We start from the raw sequence: 17,880 nt of genomic DNA on the forward strand, positions 1-17,880 counted from the left end.
AAAGGCCCGGCGGATCGCTCCGCCGGGCCTTCGTGTTTTCTAGCCGTTCGGCTGGTCGGTAAGGCTTAGAAGCCCATGCCGCCCATACCGCCCATGCCGCCCATGTCGGGCATGCCGCCGCCGCCGGAGGACTTGTCTTCCGGCTTCTCGACGATGGCTGCTTCGGTGGTGATCAGCAGGCCGGCAACCGAAGCTGCGTCCTGCAGTGCGGTGCGCACGACCTTGGTCGGGTCGATCACGCCGGCAGCCACGAGGTTTTCGTAGGTGTCGGTCGCGGCGTTGAAGCCGAGCGTGTCGTCATTGGCGTCGGTCAGCTTGCCTGCGACAACCGCGCCGTCGTGGCCGGCATTGGCCGCGATCTGGCGAACCGGTGCCTGCAGTGCACGGCGAACGATGTCGATGCCGCGGGTCTGGTCACTGTTCTCGCCTTCGAGACCGTTGAGGGCCTTGGTGGCGTAGAGCAGGGCAGTACCGCCGCCCGGGACGATGCCTTCTTCGACGGCTGCGCGGGTTGCGTGCAGCGCGTCGTCGACGCGGTCCTTGCGTTCCTTCACTTCGACTTCCGACGCACCGCCGACCTTGATCACGGCAACACCGCCAGCCAGCTTGGCCAGGCGTTCCTGCAGCTTTTCCTTGTCGTAATCGCTGCTGGTATTGTCGATCTGCGTGCGGATTTCAGTCACGCGCGCCTTGATGTCGCCTTCGTCACCGGCACCGTCGACGATGGTGGTGTTGTCCTTGTCGATGGTGACGCGCTTGGCTTCACCGAGCATGCCCAGCGTGACGTTCTCGAGCTTGATGCCGAGATCTTCGCTGATCATTTCGCCCTTGGTCAGGATCGCGATGTCCTGCAGCATTGCCTTGCGGCGATCGCCGAAGCCCGGTGCCTTGACCGCAGCAACCTTGAGGCCGCCGCGCAGCTTGTTGACCACGAGGGTAGCCAGCGCTTCGCCTTCGATGTCTTCCGCGATGATCAGTAGCGGACGGCCCGACTGGACGGCCGCTTCGAGCACGGGCAGCATCGCCTGCAGGTTCGATAGCTTCTTTTCGTGGATCAGGATGTACGGGTTTTCGAGTTCGACCGTCATCTTTTCCGGGTTGGTGATGAAGTAGGGCGAAAGGTAGCCGCGGTCGAACTGCATGCCTTCGACGGTTTCGAGCTCAAATTCGAGACCCTTGCTCTCGTCGACGGTGATCACGCCTTCCTTGCCGACCTTTTCCATGGCTTCGGCGATCTTTTCGCCGACTTCACGGTCGCCATTGGCGGAGATGATGCCGACCTGCGCGATTTCCTGGCTGCCGGACACGTCCTTCGAACGGCTCTTGAGGTCTTCGACGACCTTGGTCACGGCGAGATCGATGCCGCGCTTGAGGTCCATCGGGTTCATGCCTGCTGCGACCGACTTCATGCCTTCGGTCACGATCGACTGGGCCAGAACGGTTGCGGTGGTGGTGCCGTCGCCGGCAAGATCGTTGGTCTTGCTCGCGACTTCCTTGATCATCTGCGCGCCCATGTTCTCGAACTTGTCCTTGAGTTCGATTTCCTTGGCGACGGTGACGCCGTCCTTGGTGATGCGGGGTGCGCCGAAGCTCTTGTCGATCACGACGTTGCGGCCCTTGGGGCCCAGCGTGACCTTGACGGCATTGGCGAGGGTATCGACGCCGCGCAGAATGCCTTCGCGCGCGTCGCGGCCGAACTTTACGTCCTTGGCTGCCATGGGAGTTTCTCCTGGAATTGGTTGTTAGACGAAGAAATGCGAAAGGGGTGGGCGATCAGCCCATGATCCCCATGATGTCGCTTTCCTTCATGATAAGCAGGTCTTCACCGTCGAGCTTGATCTCGGTGCCCGACCACTTGCCGAACAGCACGCGGTCGCCAGCCTTGACGTCGAGCGGGGTTACGGTGCCGTCTTCGCCCTTGGCGCCCGAGCCCACGGCGACAATTTCGCCTTCGCTCGGCTTTTCCTTGGCGCTGTCGGGAATGATGATCCCGCCGGCGGTCTTCTCTTCTGCTTCAATGCGGCGCACGAGCACGCGGTCGTGCAGCGGACGAAATGCCATGTTATGACCTTTCTCATAGGTTAGATCTGGTGTTGGCACTCTCTCGTCGAGAGTGCCAGCGCACCGCATTTGGGTGTGCGCCTGCACAGAGTCAACGGGACGCTTCACAAAAATTTCTGCGCCGAGGGCGAGACGTTGCCCGGGGTGGCCAGAGCGAGAGCTTCTCTCTATCGCGCCGCTGAATCCCGCCATTTCGCCTATGACAGGAGCGACCAGAATGCAAACCGACCAGGCCGTCTCGGCCCTCACGATCCCGGAGCAGATATTGCTCTGGTTGCGGCTCAACATGATCGAGATCGCCGGGGCCTTCGCCGTGCTGGTGATCGGCCTGCTGGTGGCCGGACTGATTTCGAACTGGGTGGAAAAGGCGCTTAGCCGCTCTCCCCGGTTCGAACCGACTGTGGCGAACTTCCTGTCCAACGTGGTCAAATATGCGCTGTGGGCGCTGGTACTGGTAACGGTGCTCGCCCAGTTCGGGGTGGAGACTACCAGCATCCTCGCCGCGCTCGGCGGACTGGCGCTGGCCGTGGGCCTCGCCCTGCAGGGCACGCTCAGCAATGTTGCCTCCGGCGTGATGATCCTCGTGCAGAAGCCGTTCAAGGTGGGCGAGGGGATTACCACCGGCTCGGTGACCGGCACGGTGCAGCAGATCGGGCTGTTCACCACCGAGTTGAAACAGTTCGACGGCCTCTTCGTGATGGTGCCCAATTCCGAACTGTGGAACCAGGCGATCGTCAATTTCAACCGCCACCCGATCCGCCGTTTCGAGCTGATCGTGGGCATCGCCTATTCCGACAGCATGGAGCAGGCCCGCAAGGAATTGCTGGCCCTGGCAGAGGCAGACGAAAGGGTGCTGGACGATCCCGCGCCGCAGGCCTTCGTAAGCTCGCTCGATGACAGCTCGGTCGGTATCGGCCTGCGCGTCTGGTGCGCGACCAGCGACTACCTGACGCTGACCTGGGACCTGACCGAGGCGGCCAAGGCGCGCTTCGACCAGGTCGGTCTCTCCATCCCCTTCCCGCAGCGCGAAATCATCCAGCGGGCGGCGTAAATTACCGGCTGGCGGGGCGCAGGGTCAGGCCCAGCGCCTCGCGCCGGTGCCAGCGCCAGCCGAGCAGCGCGGCGGCGACGATGAGCCCGGTCGCAAGACCGATCCAGATGCCGACCCCTTCGAGCGGTGTGGCAAAGCCCAGCACCAGCGCGGTGCCGATACCCGGCACCCAATAGGCGAAGGCGGCGATCCACATCGGGATGCGCGTGTCCTGCAGGCCGCGCAGCGCGCCTGCGGCGACCGCCTGCATGCCGTCGAACAGCTGGAAGGCGGCGGCGATCACGATATAGGTCAGCGCAAAGCCGACCAGCGGGGCATTCTTCGGATCCCACGGATCGATATAGATCGCGAGCAGGTACTCGGGCGCGATGATCATCGCCAGCGCGGTAATCGCCATGAAGCCGGTACCGATCACGATCGCACTCCAGCCCGCGCGTTTCATGCCTTCGGGATCGCGCGCGCCGTAGAAATAGCCCACCCGGATCGTGGCCGCCTGCCCGACCCCGAAAGGCACCTGGAAGGCGAGGGCGGCGATCTGCAGCGCAACGGTGTGCGCGGCAAGCTGTGTCGCGCCGATATTGCCCATCAGGAAGGCGGCGGCGCCGAAGATCCCCGCTTCGGCCGTGATCGTCAGCGCGATCGGCGTACCGACGCGGGTGATGTGCCACAGGCGCTGCCAGTCCGGCGACCACCAGCGGCCGAAGATATGGTAGCGGTGCAGCCGCCGATCGATCCGGATGGCGACGATATAGGCCGCCAGCGTGGTGAATGTGGTGATGATCGTCGCCACCGCCGCGCCCTTCAGCCCCAGCTCGGGCGCGCCGAAATTGCCGAAGATGAAGGCATAGTTCGCCAGCGCGTTGACGAAAATGCCCGACGCCGTGATGGCGGTCGCAAAGATCGGCCGGCCGAGCGTCGAAACAAAACTGCGCAGCACGTTGTTGAACAGCATCGGCACGAGGCTCAGCACCAGCAGCGTGTTGTATTCCAGCGCCATGGCGATGATCTGCGGTTCCTGCCCGGTCACGCGCATCAGCGGGCCGAGCAGCAGGCAAAGCCCGATCCCGGCCACGCCGGAAAACACGGACAGCCACAGCGCCATCCGCACCGAACGGCGCACGGGCCGCAGTGCCGGTGCGCGCTCTCCCAGTTCCGCCGCCGCGACCGCAGCGACAGCGCCCGTCAGTCCGGAAAGGGCCCACAGGACCAGCCCGAAGAGCGCGATGGCCAGCGCCGATGCGGCCAGCTGGTCCTCGCCCAGCCGCGCGATGAAGATCACGTCGATGGCATAGGTCAGCATCTGCAGCAGGTTCGCCGCCGCCAGCGGCCAGCTCAGCCGCAGGGTGGCGCCGATTTCGGCGCGCCAGCCTTCTCTGCCGATCGGCAGGGGCGTGGTGGAGGGTGTGGAGCTCATGATCTTCCGCTCTTCGTGAATCGGAAGAACCGCCCCGCTTAGTCGGATCGGTGCCGGACCTCAAACGCGGATTTCATCTGCGGCCGCGGGAAGCCCCAGAGGCACGAGACGACGGGAGTTTTGCGATTTGCGCCATGCGGCCAGTTGTGGGATGGAAGGAGCGGGCGGCCTTCGGGAAACAATACGGGTTTGCCGAGAAAACGACAAGACGAGGGGTTCCGGGTGAACGACAAGATGGATCTCGACCGCCGCCAGCCGCGCCTGGTCCTGCGGCTGCATACGGGCGTGGGGCAGTCGGGAAAGGCGTTCGACGCCGAAATCCTCAACCTCTCCCGCAACGGCATGCTGGTACGGACCGAAGCGGAACTGTCGCTCGACGATCCGATCCAAGTGGTGCTGCCGAACCGCGGCGCAGTGCCAGCCAAGGTCGTCTGGTTTGCGGACGGATTATACGGTTGCAGCTTCGTCGAACCGATTTCCCAGGATGAAATGGAAGCGGCCACCGATGTCGCATCGACCGAAGACGATTCGGAGCATCGCTACGGTGTGGACCACGAAACGCTCGGCAGCAGGATCAAGCGCCTGCGGGTGAGCAAAGGCCACACCATGCGAGGGCTGGCGCAGAAAGTCGGAGTGAGCAAACCGACCTTGTGGAAGTGGGAAGGCGACCAGGTTCGCCCGCGTCACGAAACGATGCAAAAGCTGGCCGAAGAGCTCGGCGTGAGCGAACTGGAACTGGTCTACGGCGCGCCCGGCCTCGGTGAAGCGATCGCGCTGGCCGAAGAGGATGCGGACAGCGGGAGTTCCCTCGCCGATATCGTCAGGGCGAGCCGCAAGCGGATTGCCGATGCCGCAGGGGTGGACGAGGCGAGCGTCGAAATCCACATCAACTGGGACAAGGAATAGGCGCAGCCCCTGCAATCAGGGGCGCAGCACCAGCCTGTCACGAATGGCATCATAGCGAAGGTCCAGCCCCGCCGTCCGCACCCGGTCGAGCGAGAGACGCCCGCTTTCGCCCGCTGCTGGCAGATTGCCCGCCTTTTCCGACGCCCCCAATCGCGCGAGCGCGGTAACGAGTTCTCCGCGATCGACCTCGATCAGCGACCCGCCGATAAGGAAGATCGTCAGTCCGGTCGCCTCACCCCCTTCGGCCGCGATGGTCTTGGGCACCCCGACACCGCCACTGACCGCAGAAACTCCCTCGGCCAGGCTGAAGCCGATTGGCAGCACCCCGTTCGCATCCGGTTTGGCATAGTTCGCCGGCCGCTGCTCGCGCGCGGCCTGCTTCGCGATCTGCACGGCAGAAGCGGGCTGCGGAGCGGGTCGGTCTGACGGGTTCGCAGCTTCCCCTGACACGGCCGGTTCGCCCGCGGCGAGGACGGCGTCCGGCGCGGCGGGACCCGGTCGCGGAAACTCATGCCCGAAATGGACCACCCGCTCTTCGGGCACGCTGGAGAGGGAGACGCGGACGACTGCCCCGCGGTCGCTGCCCTCGGGCCGCATGGCCCATGCGACCACGAGAATGGCAAGTGCGGTAACCAGCGCAACGATTGCGCGCGAGCGGCTTCGCGGCGGCACCGGGACAAGCCTTTCACCGTCCGAGCGCATCTGGATCATCGCGAGATCCAGAATGCGTAACCGACCGCGCCGATCGCGATTGCAACTCCGTAGGGCAGCTTGGCAAAATCGTCCTTCAGGCGCTTTTTCAGCCCCGTTGCATGCTTGAGGGTCAGCCAGGATACGGCGAGAAAGAAACCCGCGAAGGTGATCGCCACGAACAGGCCGAGCATCTCCCACAAGGGGTAGAAGGAGGCCACCGCCGCGTAGAACTTGCCGTCACCGCCGCCGAAAATGCCCGCCATGAACAGCAGGTACCCGACCACCAGGGCGAGCGCGGCGTGCGCGAAATGCAGGCCCAGCGCGGTCCAGCCGCCCATGGCGAAAGCCAGGCCGAGGCCGGTCACCAGCATCACCAAGCAGAGGATATTGGGCAAGCGCCGCGTGAACGCGTCCAGCCCCGCGCCGATGGCGGCGAGGGCACCCAGCGCGCCGAGCCAGAGTGTGACCACGCCCACCGCGGGGCCTAGTTCTTGTCGGGTGCGGCCGGGCGCGGAGCCAGTCGGACACGCAGCGGATAAGTGTCTGCGGCCTGCGACTGGCCGATGCGGACGCGCTGCGGCGCGGGATCAGCAGCGGTGCGAAGGACGATTTCCGCCGGGCGGGCAGAACCTGCCGGCTGGCGCAATTCGCCGCTCGACAAACGCACGCGTACGGGTACGGAATTCTCGGTCTGGGCCACAGCTGCCGGTCCGCCGACGCTTACGCGCTGCGAACGGGCCGCATTCGAAATGGTGATCCGGTGGGTTTCCCCGCCGCTCATAACCATGCGCTCTTCGGTCACCGGTTCGGCGGGCTCGACCTGATCGTTCTGCGCCAGTTCGGCCAGCGTTTCGCGCGCTCTTTCACGCTGCGCGTATAGCAGCCGGCTGTCGCGGGCGAGATCGCTGCGATAGAACCGGTCGAGGTTGGCGGCAAACCGCTCGTCATTCGCATCGACGCGGGTCGCCGCGATGAAATAGCGTTCGGCGAGGTCGGCGCGGCCGAGCTTGGCGTAAGCCACGCCCAGCGCGTTGAGCGCAGCGCCGCTAGTCTGCGGGTTGAGCGCGGCGCGGTGAAGCGGGCCCAGCGCATTGCCGGTGCGGCCTGCGCGCAGGTGTTCGCGTCCCTCTTCGAGATCGGCGGGTCCGATGGCATATTGCGGCGCCGAGGAATGGCGCGAGAAATCGAACGCCTGGACGAAATTCTGACAGCCCCCCAGGCTGGCGGCGAGCGCAACGAGTGCAAGTGTGGATGCAGGTTTCATGATTATCCTCCTCCTCCCAAGAGTGCTGGACCAACTTCGCGCACGACGCCGACCGCGGCCGGCAGGATCAGAACACCGATCATCGTGGGCAACATGCAGGTCACCAGCGGTATCGAAATCAGCACCGGCAGGCGGTGCGCCTTCTCTTCTGCGCGCATGCGGCGCCCTTCGCGCATTTCCAGCGCATAGACTCTCAGCGTGCTGGAAATGCTCGTGCCCAGCTTGTCGGACTGGATCAGCAGCGTTGCGAAGGACCGGATCTCATCGACCCCCGAGTTTTCGCCCATCCTCCGCATGGCATCTTCGCGCGATGCACCCGCGCGCATCATCAGCGTCGTTTCGGTGAACAGTGCGGAAACAAGCGGGTGGGTGGTGGCGATTTCGCGGCCGACCCGGTCCATCGCGGATTCGAGACCCAGACCGGCTTCGACGCAGACCAACAGCAGGTCGAGCGAGTCGGGAAAGCCGTTGATGATCTCGTTCCGGCGCCGGTCCGCCTTTGCCTGGATGAACAGGTAGGGGAGGAAGAAGCCGAAAAGCGCGCAGACCGCGGAAATGACGTAGATTTTCACGATGCCCGGCGGTTCGGGATCGGTGATAACGCCGAGCAGGTAAAACCCCGGGAAGGCGAAGACCAGCACGATGCGGATCAGCGTATAGAGACGGGGCGCGGAGCTGCCGCGATAGCCGGCGGCTTTCAGCAGCTTCTGCAGCTTGTCGTCCTCGGTATCGGTCAGTTTGATGCCGGAGGATTCGATCGATTGCGCGATCTGCGCCCAGCGGCTTTCGCGTTCCCGCTCGAGCACGCTGTTTTCGAACTCGACGCTGTTTTCGCGCCCGAGCCGGGCGATCTGGTTGCCTATGATCCGGCGCTTAGCGGCCCAGTTGACCGCAATCAGGACCACGCCCACCGCGATGGCGAAGATGATCGCCAGGATCAGTACGCGTATCAGCCAGTTCGAGATCGCGAGTTCGAGCATATCAGACCTTGATGTCGATCATTTTGCGGATGGTGATGACCCCTATGATGTAGAGGATGGAGAGCGTGATCGTGCCGATGATGAAAATCGGATCCTCGATCACGTTGAGATAGAATTGCGGGTTGGCCAGGAAAACGGTCACGAAGGCGAAAACCGGCAGGACGGTGAGCATCCAGCCCGTCATCCGGCCTTCCGAACTCAGCGCCCGGACCTTCATGAACATCGATGCGCGTTCACGGATGACCGTCGCCAGGTTTTCGAGGATTTCGGCCAAGTTGCCCCCGGTTTCGCTTTGCACCGATAGCGAGACCACGAACATCTTCATGTCTTCGAGGTCCCAGCGTTCGGCCATGGCGTTGAGCGCGGTCACGAGGTCCGAACCATAGGTGATCTCGTCGGCCACGATGCCGAATTCGGTCCCGATGGGATCGTCCATTTCGCGCGTGAGCAGTTCGATCGCCGAGGCGACCGGATGGCCCGAACGCAGCGCGCGCACGAAGATATCGAGCGCGACGGGAAATTGTTTTTCCACCTTCCTGCGGCGCGAGGCGGCAATCCGCTGCAGCACGAGGTAGGGCATGACGAAGGCGAGGCAGAGCGCCATTAGGAAAGCGAGCTGGATCACGCCGAATCCGATGCCGACCCCGAAGCCCGCGGCCACGAGGATCACCAGGGCGAAGATCACCAGCCCGGCAATGGTCATGAACATGGCCAGCTGGCCCATGCCCATGGGAATCGCGGAAGCGAAGACGGCGCGCTGGAAATTCTCCACGATCCCGCGAACTATCGGCGGCAGGTGCGGATGCTGGTGCGGGCTGTTCTTGAGCAGCTGCGATACGACCTCGTCCCGGTCCGCGCCGGACTGGATCAGCGTCATCCGGCGGTTGACGGCCCGCGAAAAGGTGCGCTTTTCCGCCGCCGACCGCGCGAGGGTCTGGGCAATCAGGAACACCGCCACGAAGACGGCGAGCAGGAAGACGATCCGGATGATGGTCTCGGCCATGTCAGCCGATCCTCATTTCCGGACGGAAGAGTTCGCTCGGAAGCTTGATGCCGTGCGCTTCGGCGTCCTGCAGGAATTTCGGGCGGATGCCGGTGGCCTCGAAATGGCCCAGCACCGTGCCGTCATCGTCCCGCCCGGTCATCTTGAAGCGGAAGATCTCCTGCATCGTGATGGTTTCGCCTTCCATGCCGGTCAGCTCGGAAAGGCTTTTCACCTTGCGTCGTCCGTCGGACAGGCGGGTGACCTGCACCACGACGTTGAGCGCAGAAGCGATCTGTGCGCGCGAGGATTTCGACGTGATGTCGATGCCGCTCATGCCGATCATCTGCTCGACGCGGCTCAAGGCATCGCGCGGCGTATTGGCGTGCACGGTGGTCATCGATCCGTCGTGGCCCGTGTTCATGGCCTGCAGCATGTCGAAGGCCTCACCGGCGCGGACTTCCCCCACGATGATGCGATCGGGCCGCATGCGCAGGGCGTTTTTCACCAGGTCTCGCTGCGTGACTTCACCCTTGCCCTCGATATTGGGGGGGCGGGTTTCGAGACGGGCGACGTGCTGCTGTTGCAGCTGGAGTTCGGCCGAATCCTCGATCGTGACGATGCGCTCGCGCTCGTCGATATAGGTCGACATGGCGTTGAGCAGCGTGGTCTTGCCTGAGCCGGTGCCTCCGGAAATCAGCACGTTCCGGCGCGAGGCGACGATGGCCTCCAGCACATGCGCCATCTCCTGCGGCAGAGAGCCGAGGCCGATCATCTTCTCGATGCTAATCGGCTGCTTGGCGAATTTGCGGATCGACAGCAGCGATCCGTCGATCGCCAGCGGCGCGACAATCGCGTTGACGCGCGACCCGTCGGCAAGGCGTGCGTCAACGAAGGGCGAGCTCTCGTCCACCCGGCGGCCCACGGCGCTGACGATCTTCTGGATCACGCGCATCAGGTGCTTTTCGTCCTGGAACCGCGTCGATACCCGTTCCAGCTGGCCGCGCTTTTCGACGAAGACCGTGTCATGGCCGTTGACGAGGATGTCGGTGATGGTCTCGTCCTGCAGCAGCGGTTCGAGCGGGCCGAGGCCCATCAACTCGTCCACCACTTCCTGGAGGAGATTCTCGCGCTCCTGCCGGTTCAGGGGCTGATCGAAATCGGCAATCAGTTCCGGCATGATCGCGGAGATCTGGGTCTTGAGCTGTTCGACCGGGGTCTTGTCCAGCATGCCGAGGTTGAGCCGGTCGAGCAGCGCCTTGTGGATCGACACCTTGAGGTCGAGCATCGCCTCGCGCTGGCTATCCTTCTCGCCGAAGAGGATGCGTTCCTGCTCCTCGTCGTCGGGGACATGGAGCGCTTCGATTTCCGAAGCCTGTCCGGCATCCTCGCCGCGTCTGACCTTCCACATGATCTCAGCCCTCCTCGACCAGCGCGAGCATGTGATTGGCCAGCGAGTCGATATCGGCGGCGAACCTGCTCTTGCGCTGGACAGCCCTAGCGAGGACGCCGCGCGCCTGCGCCTGTTCGATCAGCGGTGTGTCAGAATGGACCATGGCGGAAATGGCGTGACCGAGAGCATCCTCGATGCCCTTGCGATCGATCTTCTTGAACAGTCCCGATGCCGCGTGGTTGAGCGCGATGGCAACGCGAGCTTCCGGGTAATCGAAATTGCGCAGCAGCTGCAGCTTGCGCTTCACCTGGCGCAGCGCACCGATGGAGCCGTTGCCGACCAGCAGCACGGCGTCTGCACCCAGCAGGGTCGACATCGCCCAGTTGGTCAGCGCGCCGGGCATGTCGAACAGCACGAGATCGTATTTGCGGCGGGCCAGCGCCACGACCGATCGCAGGCCGTCGAGGTCGAGTTCCTCGATCGGCATGATGTCGGCCGGCGCGGCGATCACGTCGAAGGTGTCGCTCCCCTCCACCGCCACCGAACGGAACAGCTCGTCATCGAGCCTTGCCCCGGCCTCGACGAGGTCGATCAGCGACTTCCGCGATTTGCGGTCGAGGTAGGAGGCGGCGTCGCCGCTCTGCAGGTCGAGATCGATGACGCAGGCGCGCAGGCCCTGTCCCATCGCGCGGGCCATCGCATCGGCGAGGTGGGTGGCGATGGTGGTCGCCCCGGTTCCGCCCACGCATTTCTGCACCGCGAAGACCGGCGCCAGTTCGAGCGTCAGCTCGTCGGGCTTATCGGCCTGTTCGCGCTCGACCTCGAGGATCGCAGTGAGCAGTTCGTCGGTGGTGAAGGGCATGGGCACCACGTCGCCAATGCCCTTGCGCAGCATTTGGCGCGTGATCGACAGATCGACCTGCGGCAGGCCCGCGATGATGGCGAGGTGCGGCCGGGCGGCGCGCAGCGCATCCAGCCGCGCCAGCGAGCGGGGGTCGGCGGGATCGACCTCGATCACCGCGATCCGTGCCCTGCCCACCAGTTCGGCGGGGAGCGGCTCGGACGGTTCGATTTCGACCAGCGTCACCGTGTCCGCCAGCGTCTCCAGTCCGTCCAGCTCCCGCGGGCGGGCGAAGACGAAAACCTGTTCCGGCAATCCTGCCATCCTGTTCGTCTCCGCGGCGTTGAATTTCTGGAAATCGCTCATGTCTGGTTCAATTCGATATCGTGCCTTCGCCGTCCTCGGAGGTCAGCGAATAGGCGAATTCGGGAAGGTCAACCGAGCCGATCAGGAGGCCGAACAGCGGCCTGTGTTCCATGTCGATCAGTCTTACGGTGACGATGGGTGCGACGTCGGGACCGTTGGGGTCTCCGGAATATCCGAGGCCCGACCAGTCATAATCGATCTGGACGTTTTCGGGTGTGATGTTGCCTTTGAAATCCTGCATCCGGCCGACGATCGCGTCGAATGCCGCCCCGTTGCGGGCGGTGCCGAAGGCGCATTGGCCCTTGCAGGTGCAGGCGGTGCTCGTGCAGGTCAGGCCGGGAAACGCGGAAATCGGCACCACCGTGCCTTGCGGAACGCTGCCTGCACTAGCGAAACTGTAGTTGGCCAGACCGGATGGCACCAGGTTGGTGGCGACCGCCCAGCGCGCGCCCATCTGGGTCGCCTTTTCGCCTTGGTTGATCGCCCATGCGTAATAGCCGACGTCCATGATGCCGAACAGGAACAGCAGCATGATCGGCAACACCAGCGCGAACTCCGCCGCCATGGCGCCGCGAACGTCGCGGAGGAAGGCGCGCGCGCGGATCATATGCCGTTCACCACGGCTTCGGCGCTGGCCTGCACGTCGATGGTGGTATCGGTGAGGCCCAGCTGGCCGAACAGCGAATTGTACCCGGTGCGCGCCTCCACCAGCAGGACCGGCGCGCCGCCGGACTTGCCCTTGAAGATGCCGGAATCGATGTAACTCGAGTCGCAGGTAAAGCTCACGGTGATGTCGTCCAGCGCCATGCCGGGCACGCGCGCCGCGGTGCCGGTGGTGGTGCCGGTGCGCGTCACCTGCTTGATCTGCGTTTCCGCCGCGGTGCTGAGGCTGCCGCCGCAAGGGAAATTGGCCCACGGCAGCCGCCCGCCGTATCGAGCGCCTTCGCGCACCGATTTGATCACCTTGTGTTCGGTATAAAAGTAATGCCCCGCCTCGAAGCCCACGAACATGAGGATCAGCAGCAACGGGATCATCAGCGCCATTTCTGCCGCTGCGGCACCGCGCGTATCGCGAAGAAAGGCGAGGGCGCGCATCATTCGATCAGGTAGGGGACATCCTTGCGGACCTCCTGCCCCTCGCTGGCACCGCCGCCCAGCGATGTGCGGCCGATGACCTCGATGTAGAAATCGCTCTTTTCCGTCCGGGCGCGCGCAGCGGAGGGTTCGACCATGAACACGTCGACCCAGTCGACCACTTGCACGTCTTCGGTCCGCCCGCGAATATCCTCGGCCAGGCAATTGACCACGGCAATGGTCAGCACGCGGCGGTCGGGCGTGCTTCCGGGGGGAACTCCCGGCGGCACGCACAGCGGCGTACCCTGCTGCTTGAAGCCCCCGGTGACGTTCTTGGCGGTCAGCATCGTTGCGCGGTTTTCGTATTCGTACCGATATTGCTGGTACCGCGTCGGGGTCGAACGGCCCGTCAGTTCGGGATAGCCATAGTTCGACCATGTAATCGGGATCGCGCCATATCCGTTGGACACGTAATAGGCGTTGCGGTCCCAGTTCCCGTCACCCATCCGGCCCAGCAGGCAGCTGCCCTCCTGGCTCACCGCATGGCACTTGTCACGCGGGTAACCCATCGGGTCCAGCGACAGCGGGTTGGGATGATCGTTGACCGGCGAAGTGGGGAGATAGGGCCGGTCACCCACGATGAAGCCGTTGTTATTGCCGAGGTCGCACTTGTTGCCCTTCTGCAGCAGGTCGATGCGGGCGTTCGCGCTCGCCGGGCAGAGTTCCTGATTGGTCCCGCAGGCCTGGTTCAGCCCGCTGCCCTCGATGCCGAAGCGGGTGTTGATCGCGTCGAACACGCTCACGCTCAGGCCGGGCTTGGTGGTCACGCCGGTTTCCTGCAGGCAGTCGCCGGGGATTTCGGTGCGGCCCAGCACTTCGCGCAGCGCGCTGGCGCCATTGCCGACATTGGTTTCGAGGTATCCGAAATTGCCCGGCACCAGCCCGCCGCCGTCATTGGCGATCAGGCGAATGCCGTGGCCGATATATTGCGTGATGTCGAAATTGGGATCGGCCGTCTCGTTCGGATTGCACAGCATCAGCGGCGGCGTCTTGCACACGGCGGAGCCGAGTCCTGCAAAGGCCACCCCGGCCAGATCCGCGCCATAGGCGCCCACGATCGGCAGCAGCGAATAGTTCAGCCGCCGCCCGTCGACCTGCACTTCCACGTAATTTGCATTGGCATCGCTCGTCGCGGGCGTGGCCTTGGCCTTGTCCTGGTAAAACCGGACCAGGCCGGTCGCATCGCAGGCGGTTTCGGAAGCGACGGTGACGAACTGGCTTTCGGAGGACAGGACCGCGAGGTTCTGCAGCATTCCCGATGCGGCACCGGCGGCGCGTCCGCAAGCCCCGGCCCGCCCGTCCAGCTGGCTGGCTGCGGCCAGCGCGGCCTGGTCGGCGCCGTTCTGCAATTCGCTGTCCAGCCCCATCACGCGGGCGTAATCGAACCCGACCCCAGCAAAGGCGATCAGCGGAATCAGCGCAAGCGCATAGGTGGCCGCAACCGCCCCGCTCTCATCGCCGAAAAACCGCTTAGTCGTGACCGCCTTCATGGTTCATGCTCCGTCCTAGTTCGGACCGCCGCTGGAAATCGCATCGGTGGTGCTGATCGTCTCGACTTCCTCGACAGTGCCTGCGTTATAGGCGTCGATCGCGCGCACCGCGTTGGTGGCCGAAGTCGGCGGGATGGGTGTGTCGTATTCAGGCGATGGATCCACCACCTGCGCGGCCATGGTTGCGCGGTTGGCATCGCCCCAGGTCGGATCGCCCTGCGTCAGGTCCACCCGGCCATCGGTGTTGGTGCAGGCCGCAAGGGCCAGTGCCGCGCCCGCGATCGGCAGGATGCGCTTGGCGTCAATAGTCATAACCGTCTCCTTCGGCAGCAGCCGTTTCGCCGTCGGCGGGACGTTCGCCGGTGATCGGCTCCAGCGGGCGCGGCTTGTATCCTTCCCCGTCCAGCAGCAGCACGTCGGCCTCGCTCGGGTCGTAGATCCGGTCGGTCGGCAGGCGCACCTGGCTGGGCTTGATCGGCGCCACCAGCCGCGGCGTTACCACGATCAGCAGTTCGGTTTCGCCCTTTTGGAAGGAAGAGGAACGGAACAGCGATCCGATGATCGGGATCGATCCTAGCAGCGGGACCTGGTTGACCGTGGTTGTGAAATCGCGCTGCAACAGGCCGGCGATGGCAAAGCTTTCCCCGTCGCGCAGTTCCAGCACCGTGCTGGCGCGCCGGGTCTGAAGGCCGGGGATCTGCAAGCCGCCGATATTGATCGATGCGGCCTGGTCGATGGAGGATACCTCTGGCTCCACCACCAAATTTATGACCTTGTCGGACAGCACCGTGGGCGTGAAGCCCAGGCTGACCCCGAAGGGCTTGAATTCCACCGTCACGGCATTGTTGCCGTCCTGCCCGCCGCCGCCGCCGCTCTGGACCACGGGGATCGGGAATTCGCCGCCCGCAAGGAAGCTGGCGGTTTCACCCGAAAGCGCGATCAGCGTCGGTTCGGCCAGCGTTTTGGCCAGCCCCTTTTCCTCCAGCGCATCGATAAACAGATCGATATCCACGCCAAGGACATCGCTGAACGCTCGCCCGAGGATACCGAAACCGCCAGTTATCGGATCGATCTGGAAGGGGTTGGCACCGCCTCCGAGGGAATAGGGGCCACCGGGAAGGCTGGCGCCATTGCCAGTCGCTCCGGCAAGGCGGCCGCCCGTGATGAAACTGCTGACCCCAAGGTCCTTGCCTACGCTGCGCGATACTTCGGCAAAGCGTACTTCCAGCATCACCTGCTGGCTGCCGCCCAGCGTCATCAGGTTCACGATCTTGTCTTCGGTGGCGTAGGCGCGGGCAAGCTGCATCGCGCGGGATGCTGCACCGGCATCGCTGACCGTTCCCGAAAGCACGATGGCGCCATTGGAAACGCGCATGTCCACCGGCTGGCCGGGCATCAGCTGGCCCATCTGTTCGCGCAGGCCCGCCACATCGGGGCCAACGGAAATGTCCATCACCGCGATCACGCGGTTGCTGCGGTCATACAGCGTCAGCGATGTCGTGCCCACGGACTTGCCGAGGACGTAGATCGAATTGCTGGACACCGGCAGGATATCGGCGATTTCCTCGTTCCCGATCATCGCGCGGTCGATCGCCGTATCGGCGGTCAGCACCTGGCTCTTGTTGACGGCGATATCCACCGTACCGGCATGGATGTTGGCGCCGCCCTGGCCATAGACCTGCGCCGTGGCGGCGCCGGGGGCTAGTGCGGTTCCGGCCAGGGCCAAGGCGATCGCGGCGAGTGGCGTATTCAGGCGAGCCATCTTAACGCTCCACTTCATAGGATTCGGATTCGGTACCCCGGATGATGGCCATGGTCGGCCCGCGCGGGCGGCTGGGCGCACTCGCGGTGCGCGTGGCCTGCGTTGCTCCACCCAGCATGGCGGGCGTGATGTTGATTACCGGCTGGGCCGGACCGCTTCCGGCATTGGCGCCGCCGCTGCTGTTGCGCCCATAGATGCGATAGCCCGCACCGCCCAGATCGGAGAGTACGACCGTCTCGGTCGCGCCGACTTCCTGGTCTTCGACATTGCGCAGGGCGAGCGTGAAGGTGCCCACTTCGCGGGCCAGCGCCAGCTTCTGCGCGCCGAACAGATCGGTCTGAAGCGTGACGGTTTGGACCACTGTAGGCTCGGTGTTCTTTTCGTCCGCCACCTGATCAGTGCCGAGAACAAGGACATTTTCCAGAGCCACTGTAGTCATCCTATCGGTGGTTTGTGCCCCTTCGCCGGGGATTTGTCGGGTCACCATCACGTCGACCACATCACCGGGGCGAACAAAGCCGCCTACACCGGCGACATTGTTCACCGGGATCGCTACTGCACGCATATTGGGCGGGAGGTTTGCGGCGAGAGTGGCGCGACCATTCGCTCCGCTGACCTTGCTGGCCAGGATCGGCTCGCCCGGCGTGATCGGGCGTAGTGCGACGCGGCCGTTGGCCGCTTCCTGCAAACTGGTAAACGCGCCTGAAGGAACCGAGCTGGCAGGCCAGTTCACGAGGCGCGTATTGGTGTCGGTAAGCGGATTGCCGAAAGCGATTTCTTGCGAGGCAACGACGATGCGCGCCATCTGAAGTTCCTCGGCCTTGCGCTCTTCGCGCTCCTGCGCACCGCTAAAATACGAATTGGCGATATAGACGGCGAACAGGCCGACCACGATCGCAATGCCCAGAACAATCCAGTTTCTGCTTTGCATGACCAGAGCCCCCCCTCTTAAGTCGACGTCGTTATACTTAATCTATGCCAATTCGCCAAAAAGAATAATGCGGCCCCCGATTTTCATCGAGGGCCGCAAGCTTAGCCTACCGATTAGGCTGTGCAACCAGTGCCGCCGGGAGCGCACTTTTTGATTTCGGTGGTAGCATTGTCCATCGAAGTCTTAACTGCCCCGCCAAGCGAGAATGCGGCGAAAGCAATCGCTGCGCCGACGACGGCGAGGATCAGAGCATATTCGGCAGCCGAGGCGCCGGATTCGTCACGAAGAAAAGTCTTGAACATGATGTATTACCCCAAGTTGTAAATTCACGGCTGGCATCGCTCTGATGCGTCCCCGCATGGTTCAAAGGCCCCGGCTCTATTTCCGGATAACCCATGTTCGAGGGGGGTAGTGTGGAACCGACGCGACCCTGTTATTATTAACCGGCTTCGCGCCGATCCTTATCACGCTGGCTCCCCTCGAAGCCCATTTAAGTTCGCTGAAACGTAGTCTGCGGTCAACTTTCATGCAACCGAAATCGACTATCCCTGAAATTCAGTTGTTTAAGCGAACCGGAATTTAACGAACGCGGTTAATTCTGGCGGCGGGTGT

The 17,880-nt window shown here is 63.9% G+C and carries 19 protein-coding genes; 2 read left to right on the forward strand and 17 right to left on the reverse strand.

Annotated features, from left to right (window positions below; translation table 11 throughout):
• Positions 1-65 precede the first annotated feature (65 nt).
• Positions 66-1,718, reverse strand: a complete 1,653-nt coding sequence (groL, locus tag GRI69_RS08295; RefSeq protein WP_160727791.1) for a chaperonin GroEL — start codon at positions 1,716-1,718, stop codon at positions 66-68.
• Positions 1,719-1,773: 55 nt separating this feature from the next.
• Entirely contained in the window at positions 1,774-2,061 is a 288-nt protein-coding gene (gene groES / locus GRI69_RS08300) for a co-chaperone GroES (RefSeq protein WP_160727792.1), read from the reverse strand.
• Between the two features lie 217 nt (positions 2,062-2,278).
• Between groES and GRI69_RS08305 the strand changes: the two genes are divergently transcribed.
• A complete protein-coding gene (locus GRI69_RS08305) occupies positions 2,279-3,112 on the forward strand; it encodes a mechanosensitive ion channel family protein (RefSeq protein WP_160727793.1) in 834 nt (277 codons plus the stop codon).
• A 1-nt stretch (position 3,113) separates the two neighbouring features.
• On the opposite strand, the gene GRI69_RS08310 is transcribed toward GRI69_RS08305, so the two are convergent.
• The gene (locus GRI69_RS08310; RefSeq protein WP_160727794.1) at positions 3,114-4,526 is read right to left on the reverse strand and encodes an MATE family efflux transporter; all 1,413 of its coding nucleotides are present in this window, start codon (positions 4,524-4,526) and stop codon (positions 3,114-3,116) included.
• A gap of 222 nt (positions 4,527-4,748) precedes the next feature.
• Between GRI69_RS08310 and GRI69_RS08315 the strand changes: the two genes are divergently transcribed.
• On the forward strand, positions 4,749-5,432 hold the full coding sequence (locus GRI69_RS08315) for a PilZ domain-containing protein (RefSeq protein ID WP_160727795.1): 684 nt from the start codon (positions 4,749-4,751) through the stop codon (positions 5,430-5,432).
• A 15-nt stretch (positions 5,433-5,447) separates the two neighbouring features.
• Here GRI69_RS08315 and GRI69_RS08320 read toward each other — a convergent pair whose 3' ends face one another.
• The 14 genes from GRI69_RS08320 to GRI69_RS08385 form a co-directional block, all read right to left on the reverse strand.
• Entirely contained in the window at positions 5,448-6,143 is a 696-nt protein-coding gene (locus GRI69_RS08320; RefSeq protein ID WP_160727796.1) for a hypothetical protein, read from the reverse strand.
• The gene (locus GRI69_RS08325; RefSeq protein WP_337191047.1) at positions 6,140-6,601 is read right to left on the reverse strand and encodes an A24 family peptidase; all 462 of its coding nucleotides are present in this window, start codon (positions 6,599-6,601) and stop codon (positions 6,140-6,142) included. Before GRI69_RS08325 ends, GRI69_RS08320 begins: the two co-directional genes overlap by 4 nt.
• Positions 6,602-6,609: 8 nt before the next feature.
• Positions 6,610-7,389 (reverse strand): tetratricopeptide repeat protein, encoded by a 780-nt coding sequence (locus GRI69_RS08330; protein WP_160727798.1) that lies wholly within the window; start codon positions 7,387-7,389, stop codon positions 6,610-6,612.
• A 2-nt stretch (positions 7,390-7,391) separates the two neighbouring features.
• Positions 7,392-8,369, reverse strand: a complete 978-nt coding sequence (locus GRI69_RS08335; protein WP_160727799.1) for a type II secretion system F family protein — start codon at positions 8,367-8,369, stop codon at positions 7,392-7,394.
• A 1-nt stretch (position 8,370) separates the two neighbouring features.
• Positions 8,371-9,372: a type II secretion system F family protein gene (locus GRI69_RS08340; protein ID WP_160727800.1), complete on the reverse strand. Its 1,002-nt coding sequence runs from the start codon at positions 9,370-9,372 to the stop codon at positions 8,371-8,373.
• Between the two features lies 1 nt (position 9,373).
• The gene (locus GRI69_RS08345) at positions 9,374-10,762 is read right to left on the reverse strand and encodes a TadA family conjugal transfer-associated ATPase (protein ID WP_237453005.1); all 1,389 of its coding nucleotides are present in this window, start codon (positions 10,760-10,762) and stop codon (positions 9,374-9,376) included.
• Between the two features lie 4 nt (positions 10,763-10,766).
• Positions 10,767-11,951 (reverse strand): CpaE/TadZ family protein, encoded by a 1,185-nt coding sequence (locus tag GRI69_RS08350; RefSeq protein WP_160727801.1) that lies wholly within the window; start codon positions 11,949-11,951, stop codon positions 10,767-10,769.
• 7 nt (positions 11,952-11,958) lie between these two features.
• Entirely contained in the window at positions 11,959-12,558 is a 600-nt protein-coding gene (locus GRI69_RS08355; protein ID WP_160727802.1) for a TadE/TadG family type IV pilus assembly protein, read from the reverse strand.
• Entirely contained in the window at positions 12,555-13,049 is a 495-nt protein-coding gene (locus tag GRI69_RS08360) for a TadE/TadG family type IV pilus assembly protein (protein ID WP_160727803.1), read from the reverse strand. The genes GRI69_RS08355 and GRI69_RS08360 overlap by 4 nt, the downstream gene beginning before the upstream one ends.
• A complete protein-coding gene (locus tag GRI69_RS08365; RefSeq protein WP_160727804.1) occupies positions 13,046-14,575 on the reverse strand; it encodes a TadE/TadG family type IV pilus assembly protein in 1,530 nt (509 codons plus the stop codon). Before GRI69_RS08365 ends, GRI69_RS08360 begins: the two co-directional genes overlap by 4 nt.
• A 15-nt stretch (positions 14,576-14,590) precedes the next feature.
• Positions 14,591-14,887 (reverse strand): hypothetical protein, encoded by a 297-nt coding sequence (locus tag GRI69_RS08370; protein WP_160727805.1) that lies wholly within the window; start codon positions 14,885-14,887, stop codon positions 14,591-14,593.
• Positions 14,877-16,337: a type II and III secretion system protein family protein gene (locus GRI69_RS08375; protein ID WP_160727806.1), complete on the reverse strand. Its 1,461-nt coding sequence runs from the start codon at positions 16,335-16,337 to the stop codon at positions 14,877-14,879. The genes GRI69_RS08370 and GRI69_RS08375 overlap by 11 nt, the downstream gene beginning before the upstream one ends.
• Position 16,338: 1 nt before the next feature.
• Positions 16,339-17,268 carry a Flp pilus assembly protein CpaB gene (gene cpaB, locus GRI69_RS08380; RefSeq protein WP_160727807.1) on the reverse strand — a complete coding sequence of 310 codons (930 nt, stop codon included), beginning with the start codon at positions 17,266-17,268 and terminating at the stop codon, positions 16,339-16,341.
• A 113-nt stretch (positions 17,269-17,381) separates the two neighbouring features.
• Positions 17,382-17,570, reverse strand: a complete 189-nt coding sequence (locus GRI69_RS08385) for a Flp family type IVb pilin (protein WP_160727808.1) — start codon at positions 17,568-17,570, stop codon at positions 17,382-17,384.
• Positions 17,571-17,880 lie beyond the last annotated feature (310 nt).

Source organism: Qipengyuania vulgaris (assembly GCF_009827325.1).
In the GTDB taxonomy this organism is placed as follows: domain Bacteria; phylum Pseudomonadota; class Alphaproteobacteria; order Sphingomonadales; family Sphingomonadaceae; genus Qipengyuania; species Qipengyuania vulgaris.